Raw genomic sequence first — 18,674 nt, 5'->3', positions numbered from 1 at the left:
ACAATGGATAGCAGAACAGAAAAATTTATGAAATTAATGGAACAACTTGGGGCAGACATTGACATCCCGGATGAATTTGAGTTCGAAAAGCCTGATGAAGAAGTAATTCATGAGTGGGATGAGTTAGAAGGTGGTGGTACGGATGAAGCTTAACAGAATGCGTGAGGAAATGATTAACAGTTTTATTGACTGTCTTAAAAAAGATACCATTCCATGGCATAGAAGCTGGAGTGCAAAGCAACGTCCGTTTAATGCTGTTACAAATACGGCTTATCACGGAGCTAATTCATTATGGCTTTCATATAATCAGTTTGCCAGAGAATTTGAGGATCCAAGATGGTGCACATTTAAGCAGGCACAGACACAAGGCTGGAAAATAAAGCCCGGTTCAAAAGGAACAAGAGTGGAATTTTGGTCTTTATATGACACGGAGGAAAAGAGAAAACTTACTCAAAGGGAAGCTAAACAGTTATCCGATGAATTAACACTTGAAGAGTTCAAGAATAGAGTAAAACCAATATCCAATGTGTATACGGTGTTTAATGGTGAGCAGATAGATGGAATTCCGAAATATGAGGAAAAAACATACGAGTTAAACACGGAAGAACTTTTACAGAAAAGAGACACCTTACTAAAAAACATGAATGTTGATTTTTCGGAAGGTGGTGACAAGGCATTTTATAACCCAAGTCGTGACAGAATAACATTACCTGAAATGAACAAATTTGAGACTGAATATGATTACATGGCAACACTGCTTCATGAAGCAGGACATGCAACAGGTCATATAAGCAGACTTAATAGAGATATGACAGGGGTGTTTGGAAGCCCTGAATATGCAAAGGAAGAATTAAGGGCTGAAATTGCATCAGCTTTTACTGCGCAGGAATTAGGCCTTGATTATGAACAAAATGAGCACATGGAAAACCATGAGGCTTACGTGCAAAATTGGATTGATGTTTTGGAAAACGAGCCAAATGAACTGTTTGCAGCCATTAAGGATGCAGAAAAAATTTCAGATTATCTAATAGAAAAGGGCGAATTTGGATTAGAAAAAGAAACTGAAATGTCAAGGGATGCATCTTTCATTAAAAACATGGATACGTACGTTGCTTTGCACAGAGAATACATCGAGGAGGTATCACAAAATAAACAGCCGATAGTAATAAACGGTTATGGCGGGCCGGGAGCAGGCAAGTCCACAGCATGCATGGAAATTACTGCAGCCCTGAAAAAGGAAGGCTACAATGCTGAATATGTTCAGGAATATGCAAAGGAACTTGTTTATGAAAATGACATGGAAATGTTGGACGGATCTCCGGAACACCAATATGAAATTTTGAAGGAACAGACAAGAAGAATGGACAGGCTATATGATCAGGTTGATTTTATAGTTACGGATTCTCCGGTAATGTTAAACACAATTTACAACAAGCAGTTAACACCTGAATATGAATCGCTTGTAAATGAACTGCAGGGAGAATACATTAATTATTCTTTTTTTATGGAGAGGGATGCCTCAAACTTTGAAGAAGAGGGACGTATTCACAACCTAACGGAAAGCATTGAAAAAGACAATGAAATTAAGGATATGCTTCAAAAGAATGAGATTAAATACAAAACCTACAATCACGAAAATGTTAATGAAATAGTTAATGATGCAATAGATTTCTATGAAAAAATTAACGAAGGAAAGAGTAACGAAAAAGAGGTGGTTAGGGATGCAGAAAACATTCAATTAACCGGTGCAGAAGCTGCAAGATTTAGAATGGCCATGAAAGGTCAGGAACGTGCGCTTGACATGTTCATGAATGATGAAAGCATTCCTGAACACATTAAAAGTGACAGCATCTCCATAGGGAAAGAGGTTGAGAAATATTTTAGTGAAGGATTAAGCATTGGTGAAGTTATCATGAATCATACACAGGACATAGATAATTCATGCAACATTTTTAATCCAGCGTACACAAAAAATCTTCTTTCAGGATTGTACGCAAAAACTAATGATGAATATAGAAATCTGAAGGAATTGCCTAACTTATGGAATGAAAGAGAACTGGTGGAAATATCGGAAGGACTGGCAGAGCAGCTCATAAATGAACAGATACCAATAGCATCAGGAATGTTCGCTTTGGATCAGGTAGATAATCCTAGGAACTTTCAAGGCTATAAGGGTTCCAAGTTTTTTGTAAATGAAAACGTGCTAATAAATGCATGTGAAAATGGCAAGGTTAATCTTGTTAAATGTGAGCAGGTCGAAACATCGGGATTTGAAACGGGTAAGTATTATACGGTAAGCGAGTATGATTTTATATCAAGGGAAATCGACAGAGAATATACGCAGGGCAATAAATATCTTTGGGACAGATATAAGACGCAGGAGAATATTGCTAACATAAAAAATCCGGAAGAGCAGAAATACATTGAACCAAAGACTAACAAGTTTAAACTTATCCTGAAAGGAAAGGAACATTCGGATGGCATTACATTTGGAGAAGGAAAAGGCGGAATCGTAAAACAAATGTCAGGAAAGGCATTTTCAGACGAAGTGGCAAATGCCTTTAAGAAAGATGAACAGTTCAGAAGCTTTACAAACAAGGTAAAGGATGTTTATGAATTTGAAAACAGCAAAGGAATACCAAAAGAGTTCAGAACAACCACGGATGACATGGAAGTAATCAATAAGGACATGTTACTTACACAACATGAGTTAATTTGCAACATGAAGCAACCTGAAATGAAAGCACCGGAACAAAATGTCATGGATTTTTTCAAGAATACCGGAACTAAAACTAATACAAAAGCAAGGGGGATGAACAGAAGAATGGAAATGGAATTGTAAGGAGGATTTAAATGAAAGAAGAGTATATATATTCAGTGCAGGCAGCTTTTCTTTTACAAAAAACAATGCGGGAAATACAACATATGTGTGAAAAAGGAAGACTTAGGGCTACAAAAATAACAAAAGGAAAGGAGAAACTTTTAATTGATGCATCATCGGTGGAAGACATCTTTTATAAACAGATATCAAGATATAACAGAGTTTATAAGTACCTTAATTTGTCCGAGGAAGAAAGACTTGATTACTGGAATAATGTTGAGAAAAACATACAGATAAAGTTAAACACTGTAGATTATCTAAGCTTAAAGCAAGTGGCATATCTGCTAAACGTATCAGGTCAGGCCGTAACAACAATGATAGATACAAAAGAAGTAATGTGCTTCAATCTGTTTTATAAGGGAAGGGAAAGAAAATTCATCGATGAAATTTCCCTGGCAAAATTTGTCAAGAGACGTCTTGATGAAATTAAGGAAAAATATAAGTACCTCATATCCTACATTAATACGGAAAACAAGATGTTATTTTGGGAGGAACATGAGGAGGACATCGAAAAAATAATTGATTTTGACAACAAGAAAAGAGTGAGACAGTTAAGAAATCAAAGAGAAAGGGAAAGAATGAGTAAGCAGACGGAAACGTTAGCTGATAATAAGGAAAATGGCAAAGTTTAAAAAAGGTTTAGTTAATGACATAAGAGATGAATACGACAGAGAAGAAAAGCAGAAGAAATTAAGAGAAAAATATGAAACTCCGGAAGATGTTTTAATTGTTGAAAAAGACAATACTGTTAAGTTTTTTGTAAGAACAACCGGAAACGTTATTAAGCTTGTTGTTGGAATCATAATATTCATTCTTGCAGTCATTGGATTAACAGCAATTATATATCCTGAAACAAGAAATGAACTCATTCATCAGGGAATGGCTGTAATTAAGGAATTAAAAGGTTATCTTGGATTTTAAGAAAATAAAAAAAGCACCCTGCTGATGCTTTTTCTAAATATAATGTTAAAAAAATGTTGTCAATTGTTTTTGGGAAAAACAATTGACGTGGGGATAAATCAAACAATTCATGGAACAAACGAAAATATAAAAAGCTTACTAGAGGGATAAACCAACAAATGAAAATATAAAATCTTTATAAGTAAACAAATTTATATTTTATGCATAATGAATTGATATGACGGTTAGCATAACTAACTAATTAATTAACCTAACCTAACCTAGCCTAACCTAGCCTAACCTAATCTAGCCTAACCTAGTCTAACCTAGTCAATTTTCATTATATGTTAAAAGAAATATATTGTCAATTGGCTCCAACTAATTAATTAGAAGAACTTATAAGAGGAGAAATATAATGAAGATAAAAAACAAAATTTTAACAAAATTAACAAACTTAACAGAATGTGAGTGGAAGTTGTTTGAATACATGATCAGACGACAGGACAATTCAGGAAAAGTATTTGGTGTTCATAATAAAGCAGTCTGTCAGACTACAAAAATGTCAAAGCAGAGTTTTTATAATGCCCTAAGAGGGTTGGCTGAAAAGAAAGTAATAACATATGAAGCGGGAGTTCCTGAATATACAGTTAATCCGGTGGCAAAACATAAGATATTTGGCAGAAGCATTGATTACAATGTTACCATCATAGATAACGATTTTTCTTATGATGGAGCAGAACGGGAGGGCTATGTATCCCTTCAACGCAAATTATTCAGAAGCAAGGAATATGCATCATTGAAGGCAAATGAAAAGTTTCTGTTGTTTTGGTTCGCTCACTTAACCAACGAAAACACTCAATCATACAAAAGAAAAGCCAAGGAGTTTTTAGGGCAGTACTCAGCAATGCTTGGCGTGAGCAAGCGTGTAGTTCGTTCGTACATGCATACTCTTAAAAACTTTTTTGCAATCGGCGTAAAGAAAGGAATATGCTACATTACATATTTGCATGAAAAATTTGAAAAGGACTACAGTTCAAATCAGCGAAATAATGTTCAGGAAAATTACATTCAGGGACTTGTTAGACATATGAAAATAAAGAAGGCAAGCACAAGAGACATCAAGGATACAGCTTATTTAATGTCGCAGTATGATAAATTAGCAGAAGTGCATGGACGTGACATTAAGCTGCTGATCACAAAGATAATCATGTCTTGTGCACGTAAGGAAAAAGAACCAAAGAACAGAGTACTTAATGCAAAGTACATACATAAAATAGTGAGAAGTGAATTGGCACTTTTTTAAAATACATATCTTAATTTCATAAATATACTCTACAGCCTGCAGGTCAGGTTTATTTGTCGTGCATTAAAAAATTAATAAGCTATTCCGGGAGAAAAGTAAATACACAATATTTTCAAAAATAAGATGAAATTCAGAAAAAATCTAAAAAAGCTGACTTTTTTCTTGTTTTTTTACATTAAGTCAGTCTAAATTTATGTATGTTTTTTACTATATGGTCAAAATAATATGATTACTATTTATTTTTCTAGTCAAAATTACTGCAGAATGTTTTTGTGGGAATCCCTTATGATAAGGGGATTTGTGGGAGGCTGAAAGTTTTCTATATATATTCTTTCTTTTTTATTTTTTCTATTTATATATTCTTTTAGCAAATAAGGTAGCGTTGCTCATTTAAATGTGTCCTTCGGCCACGGATCAACGCAAGATAGCTAACGCTATCCTAAACTTGTCGTGGAAGAATATAATTTAAAGGCTTACATTTTATGTTTTTCTTTTTTTAAGGGAACATCCCTTAAAAGAAAAAATGAAATTGATTTTAAACCGTATCGCTTATACAATTTAAGCAGGAATGTAATAAGTGGAGGTGCAGTATGGTAGAACCTACATTATTTAATGGTGGAATAGAATTATATTGATTAATAAAGTGTTCAGAACTGTTGAGTTTTGAATACTTTATTTTTTTGTAATACATTAGTAACATTTTAGAATTGACATGTATTTTTATAAATGCTAAACTATATTCATAAGTTATGTTCATAAGTAAATGGACAATTTTGTAACATTTGAGGTGATTTTAATGAAATATGGTTATGCGAGAGTGAGCACACATTGGCAGGCTGCAGATGGTAATTCTTTAGAGGCGCAGATTGAAAAATTGAATGCTGCAGGTGCCGAGAAGATATTCATGGATGAGTATTCCGGGAAAACCACAAGGCGGCCACAGTTGGAAGAGTTGCTTTCAGTTATTTCTTCCGAGGATGAGTTAATTGTCACAAAGCTTGATAGAATTGCCAGATCAGTGATTGAAGGCTCTGAACTTATTAAAAAATTGCAAAATGATGATGTAGTGGTGAATGTGTTAAACATGGGATGCATGGATAATAGCCCGACAGGTCGTTTAATTACAAATGTGATGTTGGCATTTGCAGAATTTGAAAGAGACATGATCATTGAACGTACTCAGGAAGGTAAAAATGCAGCCAAGAAGAATAATCCTAATTTTAAGGATGGAAGGCCTTTGAAATTTGGAGAAGAACAGATGGAGTTGGCATTGAAATTATTAGAGAAACATAGTTATAAGGAGGTGAGCAACATGACAGGAATTAGCAAGTCAACATTGCAGAGAGCAAAGAAAAAAAGATTGATTAAATATTTTGAATTATGTAATAATGTTGAAAATTTAGAGGAAAATGTAAAGAAAAAGCTTGATGAAGCCAAGAATGATTAAGCATGATTTTCAGGGTGACAATTTTGTCACCTTTTTTCTTTTGAAGTTTTGTAAGTATTTTTAGAGTTTTTTTTAGCAAACTATTAGCAAGAATTTTTTGACAAGTTTTTGGAATTTTATTTTTGGAAGAAAAGTTTGGAAGAAAGATTTTATTTAGGTACCATTCCTACCCAGTCAGCTACGCTGACAGCCCTGCCCGTCTCCCAGGGCATTATGAAAAGATGTGGATATTAAGCCCTGCTTAATATCTTTTATGAAAAGCAGAGAAAAGTCCGAGGTGTCGGACTTTTTTTATTTTTCTCAACCCTCCAACCCCCGAATCACCGGGGGCTTTAGCTTGTTGGTCGCACCCCGCCACTGTATAGGCAATTTTAGCGGCTACTAATTAAAATTTAAGTTCCGGCAGTTTCCATCTGATGAAATTATCAATGTGCCTGTCTTGCTTGATGCCATATTACTGCAGAACCTGCTTTATTACTGCAAGGATAAAATGTACGTGCGAGCACGTCCTTGCAGTACGCAGAACCTGCAGTTTTTTGATGTCATCGCAAGACGATAAAGGCACATTGACAATTAAATATCATCAGAAGGGAAACAAGCCTTGAAACTTATAAATTTTCAATAATAAGTAGCCACTAAAAATAAAACTAAACAGTGGCAGAAGGAGCTTAATATGTTAGTTGAGTTTAATTCTTATTCCATTAATGACAAAGTCATAACATTGTATTGTACAAATGTTGAAGACATCTTCGACAGAAACAGACATTACCCTCAGGAAGTAATGTATAGCTTTGATACTTCAAAGAAGTACCAAACAAGAACACTCATGAGCTGGCTGTTAAAACAGAAAGCTGTTAAAGAACTTAAAGGAACTAACCCGACATGGGGAGATGTTCTTACATCCATTCTTGGAACGGTTGTAAACGTAAGCTGGAGTAAATATAGAGTCTACGCCTAAGTAGGCTCTTTTAATTTATAAAAATAAATTTTTAAGCCCAAAGGGCGGAAAGGATAATAACATGAATACTTTAAAAGAAGAAATGATTAAGAGAGTAGAGGAACTTAATGAAAAGTTAGAGGGAAAGGAATTTCACCTAGAAGTTAAGGAAGCTTTTAAAAATAATGGTAACAAGTTTGGAATTACAATTTTGTCCGATAATAATAAGTGCAAAATGTGTCCAACAGTTTACAAGGAATGTATGGAAGATATTTGGTATGACGATGACAAAGTAATTGAGTTCTTGGAAAGGATATATGAAGAAAACAAAGACAAAAAGCTTGATGTTAAAACGTTATGCAGTCGAGATTATATCTTGGAAAATGTAAGATTAAGAGTTGTTTCAGATGCAAATATAGGTGAAGTTAAGAAAATGAATATAGCTTATAAACATTATCTTGACATGTTGATTTTATTTTACATAGATGTTTCAGAAGCTTCATCGGTAGATGCTACTGCAAGCGTAACATTAAGAAAAGAAGAATTAGCAAGAGCAGGCATTGAACAGACAGAACTTCTTAATAGTGCCATAAGAAACATAGAAAACGACTACGTTGTATCTAGTATGGAAAAAGTAATTTGTGAAATACTGGATATCCCGGTAGAAGAAGCACCTGACATGTCAGGGGACGTTGAAATGTATGTAATAACAAATTCACATAAGATATTCGGAGCTGCTTCAATTTTAAGTACAAGAATACTTAATGCGGTATCTTATCTTATCGGTGGTGATTTTATCATTCTTCCATCAAGCATACATGAATGTATTGCTGTTCCTTATGGAAAGATGGAATCAGAAGAACTTAGAGAAATGGTTAGAGAGGTTAATGACAATCAAGTTTCACCAGAAGACAGACTTACATACAATGTATACAAGTATTCAAAAGGTGAGTTAAGCATTATGTAGAATAAAACTGAAAGAGGGAGAAAAGCTTTGCTTCTCTCCTGATTTCAGGAAAGGAGAAAAATCATGGAGTTTAAGTTGGATTTAAGGGACTGCAGAATTAGTGGAAATGAATTAATTCTTTGCGACAAGCAGATTGTTGCCATACACAATTTTTTTGAAAGACAATGCATGCTTGAATATGTTGGAAACAATAATTGCAACTGGCCTGATGAAAAGATTGAATTTGTGGCCGGCAGAGCATATGAAATACTTCAGGAAGATGTTGATGATGAGAATGAACATTATGCAATTGAAAGTGCATTGGAAGAATGGGAGGAAAAAAAGTATGCTTAGAAAATATGAAATGGAATTGGACGAACTTAAACATCCGTTAATGGTAGAAGAAAGCTCTTATGAATGTCCGGACGAAAGGCTTAACAGCCCGGAGAAAATAGTAAAGCTTCTTAATGAATGTTTCAGGCTTGATAAAAAAGCAGAGGAATATGTATACATGCTTGCATTTGATGCAAAATGTAATCCGCTGGGAGTATTTGAATTAGGTCATGGTTCAGTGAACGCATGTATTTTGAATCCCAGAGAGATTTTTCAAAGAGCATTGATATGTGGAGCAGTGAACATAGTAATTGCTCACAATCATCCTTCACATGACACTACCCCATCAAAAGATGATGATGTTGTTGCATCGAAGATAAGTGAGGCAGGAAAGCTTATGAAAATTCAGCTTGTTGATTTTATCATAATAGGCAAGGGTTATTTTTCGTATGCAGAAGAAAAGAGAATATGAAAATAAAAAAGAAACAGAGATATCAAATTTTGATATGCTCTTTTTCTTTTTTATGGGCCGCCCCTCCCCGCCTGATTTGTTTACATCCAGATTCGCACTTCACACGTTGCGTTTTGTGCGGAATCTGTCATACAAACAAATCAGTTGCCGAACCCCCAACCGTAGGGACGGCCATTGTGTTTATTCCTTATCTCACCACGTTATTGGAAACGGACGTTGATATTTTCGTTTTCATGCATCTCAGGTCATTCTTTAAATTATGTTTCCTGATATGTTGGAAGGTTTGCTTTTTTGCACCATTAAATCATTGAAAAAATGTTCTGCAAGGGTAAATTGCACGTGCGATGCACGCCCTTGCGAGAAATTTTCACAATGATTTTTTTAATGTGCAAGCAAACCAAAAACCAACATATACAGAAACAAATTTAATTTAAAGAAAGAAGGAGATGTAGCATGAAAACTTAATATCAACTAACAAAGGGAAGCACCCAATCCCAAACATGCCAGAAACAAATTTTAAATTTAAAAATCGGAGGTAAAGGAAGTGATTAGAAAAAATAGCAAAGTAAAGGTTCACATATTCGACAGCAATAATAAGGTGATTAAGACAAGGGTACATGGAGAAGTATTTAACGTGTATGAGGAAAATGGAAAGTTAGGAATAATATGGAACAAGGAATTTAAACCATTTAGCCACTTTGCTCCAAGTGTACACTTTGAAAACGTGATGACTGGTAGAGAATACCATTTTAGCAGCATAACAGATAGATTGGAAAGGATATAGGTGGCAGGAATGGAAGATTTACAAAAAGTATGCGACTTACTTACAGATACACTAAGGGAAACAAGAAATTTAAGAGAATTAAAAAAATTGTATTACGACAAATCAACGGAAATAGTCACGGCAACATTTGAATGTGGAGGTATAAAAATAGCAAATGTTGCAGGTGATTCAGGAACGGCAATGATTAGCGACATCATAAAACAAGTAGTTTAAGGAGAAAACAGATATGACAAGAGAACAAAGAAAAAAGGAATTAAAGGGAAATATTCAGTTAACAGTTATTTTAATAATGTATATGTGGATGGTTTCGGCTATTTTAATTAGACTTTTGTAATAAAATATTATATGGTATATTAAATACCATATAATGTGATAAATAAAGAAAAAGGAAAGGAAGAAAGAAATGTATAGAGATTTTTTAAAAGTAAAAGGAGTAAACCTTACTGTAAAGGAATTAAAAAAACAGAATAAAGAGGAAAATTTGTATGATGTAGAAATCATAGATGAATTTTTTAAGGATTGTGACGAAGATGAAAAAGTTTTAATTGCTGCACAAGGATGGGCAGAAGAAAAGAATGGATTTACAATTTTATTTGAAGAAACAACATAATATTGAAAAAAATAAAACATGTGAATATAATAAAAGTAAGAAAGTAAGAAAATCTTATTGTTTGAAATGGAGGTATTAACATGTTGACAGAATTAAGACAGAAATCACAAATAACAATTCCAAAGGAAATAGTTACAAAGTTGGGTTTAGCAGAAGGAGATAAACTGAACATTATGGAAAAAGACGGAATGATTTATATAATGCCAGTTACGGTATATCCGAAAAAATACTTGAACGAGCTAAGAAATGAAATTGATGATGTTAAGGAAAAATTAAAGGCAGGGGAACAACCTGTATTTGATAATCTGGATGCATTGTTTGATAAGTTGGAGGAATAAATGGCTTTTAGAATAACATATACACCAAGGTTTGAAAAAAACTTTAAGAAATTATCAGATAAGGAACGGGCACAATTTAAAAAGAAGTTAAAAATATTTGTTGAAAATCCATTTCACCCATCGCTTAGAACAAAACGCATTCAGGGAACGGAAGACTTGTTTGAGTTCAGTGTGAACATGGACATAAGAGTAATATGGTATTATGAAAATGATGAAATAGTCATGATTGTTGATATAGGACATCATGACATTCTTAAAAAATTTTAAAACGGTGCCAGCAGGCAGGAAAGTATCACAGAATGTGGTACTTTTTTTTCGCCCGAATTATTAAATTTTTTCTTTTAAGGGGGGACGGCGTAGCCGCCGATTTTTCAGCTAGGTTTTCACGAAGCAGTGCGGACAGCCAGTGAAAAAAGAGCATAAGAGGAAACTGATATCAACTGCGTTGATAGTTAGGCAGTGCCTAACGTTTCCGTGATATTACTTATGCCCCTTAATACACACTTTTGTACAACCTAAAAGGTGTGTATTAAGCAAATTTTGCACCAAAAGTGTTGCAAAAATATCTTGTCAGATATAATATATATCTATATCTGAATGACAATATAAAAAGAAAAAATGAGGTGAAATGAATGAACATATCAATAAGGGATGTGGACCCGGTGGCAATTAAGAAAATAGATGAGCTGGCTAAAAAGAAAGGCATTAGCCGAAATGAATATCTTAAAAATCAGATTGCACAGATTGCGGTAATGAAGGATTTAAATGAAATTGAAAACAGATATTCAAATCTTGTTGATGCAGTGGCAGACAGATTGGAGCAGGCAAATGATGTGATAAGAGAAAACAGCATGCTACTTGAAAACATAAGGGATAAATATTAGGGGACAATTTTGTCCCCTAGAATATAAAGTGAAAGGAAGAAAGAATGGCAATAAGGAAAAATATATATTTTGATGAAAAGGAATACGAAAAACTGCAGGACATGAAATTAAAGTATGGATTAAAAAGTGATAGTGCAGCAATAAGCTTCTTGTTGCAGTCGGAAAGTTTAACCGATGACATTGCAAAATCCGTGGTAAAGGAGTTCGAGGAAAGTTATATGAAGAGCGAAAGACTTAAATGGGCAACCAAGACGGCTGAACAAAATAGTATAGTCATATTGGATGCAATAAATACGCTGCTTCACATGTTCAAGGCCGATGCACTCATATCTGCGGAGCTTGCACCTAATGTTGTTGTGGAGCAGTCACAGAAAAACATAAAAGATAAAATAGCATACTTTAAACAGAAGAGTGATGAGAGAAAAAGAAAGCAAAGTGACAATTCGGGGAAATAAATTAAGAAAAGGTAGGAAAAATGAAAAGAGTTATAAACAAATTCATAGTCATTATATTATCTGCAACATTTCTTTTTAGTGGGTTTAAAATTGTAAATTACTATTATGAAGCTTATAAACAAAAAGAACTTTTTGATAACGTGGAGAACAAGATAAACAAAAAAGTAAATGGAAAGACAGATGTAAAAGGAAAGACGGTTCAAAATAAATATCTGAAATTATATAGAGAGAACAGTGATTTTGTAGGATGGATAAAAATAAAGGATACAAAAATTAATTATCCCGTGATGAAAACAACAAAGCAATTTGATTATTACCTAATGAGAAATTTTGAAAAGGAATACTCCATTTATGGAACACCTTTTATCGGAGAAAACTGTACAACAGATATTTCTGCGTTTAATGCAGTAATATACGGACATCATATGAATAATGGAACGATGTTTTCTGACTTAATAAAGTACAAGGATAAAAATTTTTATGACACTCATAAATATGTTAGCTTCAACACTTTAAATGACAATAGAAAGTATATAGTTGTTTATGCTTTTGTTTCAGATGTAAACAAGAAAAATTCATTTGAATATTACAATGTTAACATCTGGAAGAATAAAAAGAAAAAATATATAAAGCAACTTGAAAAAATAAAACTTTATGACACAGGAGAAAAGATTTCGTTGAAAGACAAGCTGCTTACATTATCAACGTGTGACAACACAAATAAAAACAGCAGAATGGTAATTGTGTGCAAGTTAATTTAGGGGACAATTTTGTCCCCTAAAAAATTAAGAATACAGGGTGACAATTTTGTCCCCTAAAAAATTAAGAATATAGGGTGACAATTTTGTCCCCTAAAAAATTAAGAATATAGGGTGACAATTTTGTCCCCTAAAAATTAAGAATATAGGGTGACAATTTTGTCCCCTAAAAATTAAGAATACAAGGTGACAATTTTGTCCCCTAAAAATTTAAGGAGGAAAAAATGGGGAAAATTAAGGCAGGAGTTGTGGTGGTGACTGAATTTTGCAGACCTAATGACAACCGGTTCCAAGGATATATTGATTACATTAATAGGAGCAAGGCAGTAAGAAATAAGAACACCGCAAAATATAATCTGTATCAGGATTACATGGGAAATCCAAATAAGACAAGCGGACTGTTTACGTCTGAAAAGGATAACTTATCGGAAGATGAAAAGATGCAGTTAAAGGAAATATTTGAACAGGCACAGAGCAATGAATCAGTGATGTGGCAAACAGTAATATCCTTTGACAATCGTTGGTTAAAACAAAATGGAATAATAAGTGAAAATGATGATGCAATAGATGAGGCAAAATTAAAGGAAGTTGCAAGAGGCGGAGTTAACAGAATGCTTGAAGCGGAAAAGTTGGATAATGCAGTCTGGTCGGGGGCAATTCATTTTAATACTGACAACATCCACATTCACATTGCAACTGTCGAGCCTGTTCCAATGAGGGAGAAGAAGGAATACACACAGTACGAATATGCATATCAAAATGGAAAAAGAATCAGAAAACCAATCTTGGATGAAAATGGAAAGCCACTAACCAAGATGGAATATAAGGGAAGGTTTAAGCCAAAGAGCATAGAAAAATGTAAGAGTTATGTTGTTAATGAATTAGTAAATGACAAAGAAAATAACATAAAGATTAACCAAATAATCAGGGACAGCATAGTGAAACAGAAGAGTGAGCATCCGCTTGTACAGGATGAAGAACTTGTAAAACTTTTTGAGGACCTGTATCAAAAAATGCCTGACTGTAACAGGAACTTGTGGAACTATAACAATCCGATAATGGCAAGGCTGCGAGCAGACATTGATAACATAAGCACCAATTATTTGGAAAAGTATCATTCAGATGAATTTAAGGAATTGAGAGAAAGAATAAACACGCAGGAAGAAGTATATAAGCAGGCTTACGGTGACAGTAAGAAAGATTACGGTAAAAACAAGATGAAGGATTTGTATACAAGACTGGGAAATGCAATTCTTAAGGAAATAAAAAAGTATGATAATGAACTAAAAAACGCAGAGGAAAAACTAGGGGACAATTTTGTCCCCTTAGATACAGATGATGAAAAAGAGTTAATTGATAAGGTTTATTCAACAGAAATTTATGGTGATGAAAATGAAATGAATGATGTTGATGCGGATGACTTCATAGAGCCGGAAGCGGATGTGGAGGATTCCTATTATGAATGGAGCAAAAAATATAAAAAGGCAAGAAGACTGATACATCAAAAAAATCCTGATTATGAAACAGCAACAATGCTTCTGTTGGAAGAACATAATGCCGGCAACATTCTTGCTACATATGAGTTAGGAGAAGTTTATAAAAAGGGAATTGGAACAAAGATAAATACAAAAACAGCAGAGCATTATTACCAAAGAGCATTCAGGGGCTTTGAAGTTCAATTGAAAAATTGTTCAAGTGAAGACAAAAAATCAAGTTACGTAAATTACAGGTTAGGAAAAATGCATTATTATGGTCAGGGAACAGAAAAGAATTATGAGCTGGCAAAACAGCGATTTGAATTATCTGAAAATGATTATTCAAGATACATGCTTGGAAAAATGAAATATTATGGTCAGGGTATGGATAAGGATTTTCGGGGAGCGTTTAGTGACTTTGAATCGGTTTCTGAAAATAACGGATATGCAGCCTATAAGGCAGCCAGCATGATAGAAAATGATGAGGTAAATTTAGGGGACAATTTTGTCCCCCTCGAAAAAAAGGAAGAATTATATGACAGTGCATTCATTCAATTTTCAGAAATGGAGAGAAAAAATCCTGATGATAACTTGGAGTACAGAATTGGAATGATGTACTTGAATGGTCAGGGAACAGAACAGAATAACGAAAAGGGAAAGGAATATTTAGAAAAATCTGCAGAAGCAAAAAATGTGTATGCAATGAACAAACTGGCAAAAATTTATCTTGAAGAAAAGAACATTGAAATGTTACCTAAAGCATTGGAATATCTAAAGGAAGCTGCAACAGTCGGGAAAAGCGACATGGCAATGTATGCATTGGGAAACGTATACAGTGATAATGAGTATGGAATGAAAGATAAACTGGAGGCTGAAAAGTGGTACAGGATGGCAGAAAAAGAAGGAAATGGATATGCAGCTTATAAGCTTGGAAAGTTAAAAATTGATGATGGAAACATCAGGGAAGCAGTTGAGCATCTATCAATGGCAGACAATAAGTATGCATGGTACAAGTTGGGGAAAATATATTTAAATGAAAACGAGGAAATGTTTAATCCTGAAAAGGGAATAATGTATATGGAGAAGTCTGCAGAAGAGGGAAATTCATTTGCACAGTATCAGATTGGAAAAATATACAATAATGGAAAGTACATTGAAAGGGATGAAGAAAAATCCATGTATTGGTTTGGCAGGGCATCGGAGCAGAATAACGAATATGCTGCTTACCAACTTGGAAAAATTTATTATGACAAAAAGGACTATCCAAATTCAGAGCAACAATTTTTAAAGTGCGAAAATGAAAGCATCAAACCATATTCAGATTATTACTTGGGTAGAATGTATCTTGATACGGAAGGTCAGCTCTATAATCCAAACAAGGGAATTGAATGCATGGAATGCTCAGCCGGGGCAGGCAATGACACGGCTGCGTTCATGCTTGGAATTACTTATCTGAAAGGAGAAGCAGTAAGACAAGATAAAACATTAGGACGGCAATGGATTGAAAGAGCTGCAGAAAATGGAAATGAATATGCATCGGATTTTTTGAAAAAAATGAATGATGGGAAAAATGCAAGTTTCAGATTAGGACACAGAAAAGCAATGATATTATCCAATGCTACCAGAGCATTAAAGAAAGCATTGAAAGAGGAATGGCAAAAGAGGCAGAATGAGAAGGAACACGAAAAACTTGTTGAGGAAAGCATTGATATTTAGAATGTAGAAATACAAGGGGACAAAATTGTCCCCTAAATTTATAAGAAAAACTTGACAATATATGGTCAAAGAAATATAATTGTATTGTCAAGACAATATATAGAAAGGAAGACAAAAAAATGAAAACAATTGCATTTATAAATAACAAGGGTGGCGTAGGAAAGACTGCTTCGGTAACATCAGTTGCACATATGCTTGCGACAAGATATAATAAAAAAGTATTGGTGGTGGATACGGACCCACAGATGAATACAACAATGATGTTCAGCAATGTGGACTTTGTAAGCATTTTCAATAAGATATATAAAGGTGGAATGGAGAATACGGCAAAAAACATAGAGACATTGCTACTGGATAGAAATGTAGACATACATGATTGTATCTTACATACAGATTATGAAAACTTAGACATTATTCAAAGTTGTTTAACGTTGTCGGAGGCAGAAGAAAGAATTAAGGGAGATGTTATTTCACCTCAACAGTTTAAACTTAAAAGACATTTAAAGAAAGTTGAAGACGAATATGATTATTGCATAATCGACACCAGCCCATCATTATCAATCATTAATATTAACGGATTGGTAGCGGCTGATGAAATTTATATTCCGCTTAAATGTGATGGAGGTTCACTTTTAGGAGTGGCAATCATTATGAGCATAGTTGATGTTGTTAGGGAAAGCAATCCGGAATTGAAGGTAGGTGGAATGTTCTTTACACAATGGAATGGAAGAAAGAATGTGTCAAAGGCAGTGTACGAATTACTTAATGATTCCTTTGGCGAATACATCATTCCCATTACAATAGCAACAAACAAGAATATTGAGGAAGGCAGCCTAATGCAGATCCCATTGCTTGCTTATGACAATGGAAAGAATAAATGCAAGGCCACAAAGGATTACATAGAACTTACAGAATACATTTTAAATAGAAAATAGCTTAATGAGACAAGGGGACAAAATTGTCCCCTAAAAGGGAAAGGAGACAAAATGGGAAAATTCAGTGTTAATTCCATAAGAGGAAATGAAGACGGAAAAGGATTAAAGGTTGATGCAGTGCCGGGCGAAAAAAAGCTAAGACTTGGAGAAGGTCTTCTTAATGATGCATCAAAGGATGTTATCAAAATGAGAATAGTTAATCTCGATAGAAATAAAATAAGGAAAAATTCAAAAAACAATTACAGTATCAAGGACATAGATTCGCTGGCAGAATCAATAAGGATTTATGGAATTGCTTCACCTCTTAATGTAAAGAAAATAAATGATAATGAATACATGCTTTTAGGTGGAGAACGAAGAATAACAGCTATAGACAAACTGATAGAGGATCCAAATGTTCCGGAATGGAATGAAGATACATTGATACCATGTACGATAAAGGACTTGGATAAAATAAAATTGCCATTATCAGATGAGGCTAAGGAACAGTATGCTTTAATTACAACTAACAAGGAAGCTAGAAAATATACTGATGCAGACAGATACATTGAAGTTCAGGCATGGAAAAGAATAATTGATGAACTAAGAGCGAATGGTGTAGACACAATCAACATGGAAGACAAGGACATTCAAATCAAGGGAGAAAAGACAAGAGACATATTGGCAAGAACAACCGGAATGTCACAAGGCCAAATACAGAGATACAACAAGGTTGAAAACAATGCAACTGCAAATTTGATTAATTCAGTGTTAGATGATGAAATAAGCATTGGTGTTGCAGAAAGAGCAGTTGATATTCTAACACCTAGAGAGCAGGACAGTCTGGCAGAGGCTGCAAGGTCACAGAAGATAGCTCCAATAGATGTTGATACCTTTAAAAAGGAAGAACCAAAGGAAGAATACACAGACAAGGTTAATTCAGATGTTGAAGAATTATTGGAGAATATTAAGAATAAGAAAATCTATTTTACAGAGAAGCAGGAAAGGGAATACACAAAGCTGATTAAAAAACTTGCAAATATTCTTAACAAATAATAAAATATAGAAAGTAAAAAATGTGGGTGACAATTTTGTCACCTACAATTTAATGAGATTAGGGTGACAAAGTTGTCCCCCTGCTTGGAAAGGATATACGATGGCAAGAATGAGAAAAAATGCTGTAGCATTTTCAAGCTATATTACGCAAGATTTAAAAAACATAATGGAGTTTTTAATAGAGAGAGAAGAAATAACCAAGGTTGTGTTTATTAGAAAAGCAGTAAGATATTTTCTTAGTGGTGACAGGGTAATTGATAAAAGAGTAATGATACCAAGAGGAGAACCAAATTACATATCAAGAAGTGCTCTTATAACCAGTTACATTGACATTGACCAGAAGAAAGAATTGGAAGACATAGCATGGTCGCAAGGCTCTAATTTTTCTGCAGCATTATATCAGGCGTTATTAGAGTATAGCGCAATGATGATTACGATAGATGATACAGGTTTTGTTTACAAGAA

The 18,674-nt window shown here is 34.1% G+C and carries 22 protein-coding genes (1 of these 22 only partly in view); all 22 read left to right on the top strand.

Annotated elements, in window-relative coordinates; translation table 11 throughout:
* The first annotated feature begins 3 nt into the window (after positions 1-3).
* On the top strand, positions 4-153 hold the full coding sequence (locus tag ACQY63_RS07200; RefSeq protein WP_256278788.1) for a hypothetical protein: 150 nt from the start codon (positions 4-6) through the stop codon (positions 151-153).
* Entirely contained in the window at positions 143-2,842 is a 2,700-nt protein-coding gene (locus tag ACQY63_RS07195) for a zincin-like metallopeptidase domain-containing protein (protein ID WP_428244942.1), read from the top strand. The genes ACQY63_RS07200 and ACQY63_RS07195 overlap by 11 nt, the downstream gene beginning before the upstream one ends.
* Before the next feature lie 11 nt (positions 2,843-2,853).
* The gene (locus ACQY63_RS07190) at positions 2,854-3,513 is read left to right on the top strand and encodes a hypothetical protein (protein WP_256278786.1); all 660 of its coding nucleotides are present in this window, start codon (positions 2,854-2,856) and stop codon (positions 3,511-3,513) included.
* Positions 3,500-3,802, top strand: coding sequence for a hypothetical protein (locus ACQY63_RS07185; protein WP_178515528.1), 303 nt, complete (start codon positions 3,500-3,502; stop codon positions 3,800-3,802). The genes ACQY63_RS07190 and ACQY63_RS07185 overlap by 14 nt, the downstream gene beginning before the upstream one ends.
* Positions 3,803-4,196: 394 nt before the next feature.
* Entirely contained in the window at positions 4,197-5,084 is an 888-nt protein-coding gene (locus ACQY63_RS07180) for a hypothetical protein (protein ID WP_428244940.1), read from the top strand.
* Positions 5,085-5,880: 796 nt separating this feature from the next.
* Positions 5,881-6,531, top strand: a complete 651-nt coding sequence (locus ACQY63_RS07175) for a recombinase family protein (RefSeq protein ID WP_428244939.1) — start codon at positions 5,881-5,883, stop codon at positions 6,529-6,531.
* A 673-nt stretch (positions 6,532-7,204) separates the two neighbouring features.
* Positions 7,205-7,489, top strand: a complete 285-nt coding sequence (locus ACQY63_RS07170; RefSeq protein ID WP_290851368.1) for a hypothetical protein — start codon at positions 7,205-7,207, stop codon at positions 7,487-7,489.
* A gap of 61 nt (positions 7,490-7,550) precedes the next feature.
* Positions 7,551-8,435 carry a DUF5688 family protein gene (locus tag ACQY63_RS07165; RefSeq protein ID WP_428244938.1) on the top strand — a complete coding sequence of 295 codons (885 nt, stop codon included), beginning with the start codon at positions 7,551-7,553 and terminating at the stop codon, positions 8,433-8,435.
* A gap of 63 nt (positions 8,436-8,498) precedes the next feature.
* A complete protein-coding gene (locus tag ACQY63_RS07160) occupies positions 8,499-8,768 on the top strand; it encodes a hypothetical protein (protein ID WP_428244937.1) in 270 nt (89 codons plus the stop codon).
* On the top strand, positions 8,761-9,219 hold the full coding sequence (locus tag ACQY63_RS07155) for a JAB domain-containing protein (protein ID WP_428244936.1): 459 nt from the start codon (positions 8,761-8,763) through the stop codon (positions 9,217-9,219). The genes ACQY63_RS07160 and ACQY63_RS07155 overlap by 8 nt, the downstream gene beginning before the upstream one ends.
* Before the next feature lie 544 nt (positions 9,220-9,763).
* A complete protein-coding gene (locus ACQY63_RS07150; RefSeq protein WP_428244935.1) occupies positions 9,764-10,003 on the top strand; it encodes a hypothetical protein in 240 nt (79 codons plus the stop codon).
* Positions 10,004-10,012: 9 nt separating this feature from the next.
* Positions 10,013-10,216, top strand: coding sequence for a hypothetical protein (locus tag ACQY63_RS07145; RefSeq protein WP_428244934.1), 204 nt, complete (start codon positions 10,013-10,015; stop codon positions 10,214-10,216).
* A gap of 190 nt (positions 10,217-10,406) precedes the next feature.
* Complete coding sequence (locus ACQY63_RS07140) at positions 10,407-10,613, top strand: hypothetical protein (protein ID WP_302630215.1); 207 nt, start codon at positions 10,407-10,409, stop codon at positions 10,611-10,613.
* Between the two features lie 80 nt (positions 10,614-10,693).
* Positions 10,694-10,951, top strand: coding sequence for an AbrB/MazE/SpoVT family DNA-binding domain-containing protein (locus tag ACQY63_RS07135; RefSeq protein WP_302630216.1), 258 nt, complete (start codon positions 10,694-10,696; stop codon positions 10,949-10,951).
* Entirely contained in the window at positions 10,952-11,218 is a 267-nt protein-coding gene (locus tag ACQY63_RS07130; RefSeq protein ID WP_290851381.1) for a type II toxin-antitoxin system RelE/ParE family toxin, read from the top strand.
* A 365-nt stretch (positions 11,219-11,583) separates the two neighbouring features.
* Positions 11,584-11,835, top strand: a complete 252-nt coding sequence (locus ACQY63_RS07125; RefSeq protein ID WP_178514806.1) for a hypothetical protein — start codon at positions 11,584-11,586, stop codon at positions 11,833-11,835.
* Positions 11,836-11,879: 44 nt separating this feature from the next.
* Complete coding sequence (locus tag ACQY63_RS07120) at positions 11,880-12,290, top strand: hypothetical protein (protein ID WP_178514804.1); 411 nt, start codon at positions 11,880-11,882, stop codon at positions 12,288-12,290.
* A gap of 20 nt (positions 12,291-12,310) precedes the next feature.
* Positions 12,311-13,051 carry a class B sortase gene (gene srtB, locus ACQY63_RS07115; protein WP_349181439.1) on the top strand — a complete coding sequence of 247 codons (741 nt, stop codon included), beginning with the start codon at positions 12,311-12,313 and terminating at the stop codon, positions 13,049-13,051.
* Between the two features lie 221 nt (positions 13,052-13,272).
* Positions 13,273-16,239: a MobP2 family relaxase gene (mobP2, locus tag ACQY63_RS07110; protein ID WP_428244933.1), complete on the top strand. Its 2,967-nt coding sequence runs from the start codon at positions 13,273-13,275 to the stop codon at positions 16,237-16,239.
* Between the two features lie 119 nt (positions 16,240-16,358).
* Positions 16,359-17,174: a ParA family protein gene (locus ACQY63_RS07105; protein WP_428244932.1), complete on the top strand. Its 816-nt coding sequence runs from the start codon at positions 16,359-16,361 to the stop codon at positions 17,172-17,174.
* A 51-nt stretch (positions 17,175-17,225) separates the two neighbouring features.
* Positions 17,226-18,209 (top strand): ParB/RepB/Spo0J family partition protein, encoded by a 984-nt coding sequence (locus ACQY63_RS07100; RefSeq protein ID WP_428244931.1) that lies wholly within the window; start codon positions 17,226-17,228, stop codon positions 18,207-18,209.
* Between the two features lie 100 nt (positions 18,210-18,309).
* A protein-coding gene (locus ACQY63_RS07095) for a hypothetical protein (RefSeq protein WP_178514794.1) crosses the window boundary here: on the top strand, positions 18,310-18,674 show its 5' portion. Its footprint extends 7 nt past the window's final position; the window shows 365 of its 372 coding nt (coding positions 1-365); it begins with the start codon at positions 18,310-18,312; the stop codon falls past the right edge of the window.

The sequence above is a fragment of the Eubacterium sp. Marseille-QA0814 genome (genome assembly GCF_965119675.1).
Lineage (GTDB): Bacteria > Bacillota > Clostridia > Lachnospirales > Lachnospiraceae > Eubacterium_G.
The sequence above is the reverse complement of the archived record's forward strand: the minus strand, read 5'-3'. Positions and strand labels throughout refer to the sequence as shown.

Excerpts from the sequence above, each read along its gene's own strand:
- ACQY63_RS07200 (WP_256278788.1), top strand. The coding sequence starts at position 4 with ATGGATAGCAGAACAGAAAAATTTATGAAATTAATGGAACAACTTGGG.
- ACQY63_RS07195 (WP_428244942.1), top strand. The coding sequence starts at position 143 with ATGAAGCTTAACAGAATGCGTGAGGAAATGATTAACAGTTTTATTGAC.
- ACQY63_RS07190 (WP_256278786.1), top strand. The coding sequence starts at position 2,854 with ATGAAAGAAGAGTATATATATTCAGTGCAGGCAGCTTTTCTTTTACAA.
- ACQY63_RS07185 (WP_178515528.1), top strand. The coding sequence starts at position 3,500 with ATGGCAAAGTTTAAAAAAGGTTTAGTTAATGACATAAGAGATGAATAC.
- ACQY63_RS07180 (WP_428244940.1), top strand. The coding sequence starts at position 4,197 with ATGAAGATAAAAAACAAAATTTTAACAAAATTAACAAACTTAACAGAA.
- ACQY63_RS07175 (WP_428244939.1), top strand. The coding sequence starts at position 5,881 with ATGAAATATGGTTATGCGAGAGTGAGCACACATTGGCAGGCTGCAGAT.
- ACQY63_RS07170 (WP_290851368.1), top strand. The coding sequence starts at position 7,205 with ATGTTAGTTGAGTTTAATTCTTATTCCATTAATGACAAAGTCATAACA.
- ACQY63_RS07165 (WP_428244938.1), top strand. The coding sequence starts at position 7,551 with ATGAATACTTTAAAAGAAGAAATGATTAAGAGAGTAGAGGAACTTAAT.
- ACQY63_RS07160 (WP_428244937.1), top strand. The coding sequence starts at position 8,499 with ATGGAGTTTAAGTTGGATTTAAGGGACTGCAGAATTAGTGGAAATGAA.
- ACQY63_RS07155 (WP_428244936.1), top strand. The coding sequence starts at position 8,761 with ATGCTTAGAAAATATGAAATGGAATTGGACGAACTTAAACATCCGTTA.
- ACQY63_RS07145 (WP_428244934.1), top strand. The coding sequence starts at position 10,013 with ATGGAAGATTTACAAAAAGTATGCGACTTACTTACAGATACACTAAGG.
- ACQY63_RS07140 (WP_302630215.1), top strand. The coding sequence starts at position 10,407 with ATGTATAGAGATTTTTTAAAAGTAAAAGGAGTAAACCTTACTGTAAAG.
- ACQY63_RS07135 (WP_302630216.1), top strand. The coding sequence starts at position 10,694 with ATGTTGACAGAATTAAGACAGAAATCACAAATAACAATTCCAAAGGAA.
- ACQY63_RS07130 (WP_290851381.1), top strand. The coding sequence starts at position 10,952 with ATGGCTTTTAGAATAACATATACACCAAGGTTTGAAAAAAACTTTAAG.
- ACQY63_RS07125 (WP_178514806.1), top strand. The coding sequence starts at position 11,584 with ATGAACATATCAATAAGGGATGTGGACCCGGTGGCAATTAAGAAAATA.
- ACQY63_RS07120 (WP_178514804.1), top strand. The coding sequence starts at position 11,880 with ATGGCAATAAGGAAAAATATATATTTTGATGAAAAGGAATACGAAAAA.
- srtB (WP_349181439.1), top strand. The coding sequence starts at position 12,311 with ATGAAAAGAGTTATAAACAAATTCATAGTCATTATATTATCTGCAACA.
- mobP2 (WP_428244933.1), top strand. The coding sequence starts at position 13,273 with ATGGGGAAAATTAAGGCAGGAGTTGTGGTGGTGACTGAATTTTGCAGA.
- ACQY63_RS07105 (WP_428244932.1), top strand. The coding sequence starts at position 16,359 with ATGAAAACAATTGCATTTATAAATAACAAGGGTGGCGTAGGAAAGACT.
- ACQY63_RS07100 (WP_428244931.1), top strand. The coding sequence starts at position 17,226 with ATGGGAAAATTCAGTGTTAATTCCATAAGAGGAAATGAAGACGGAAAA.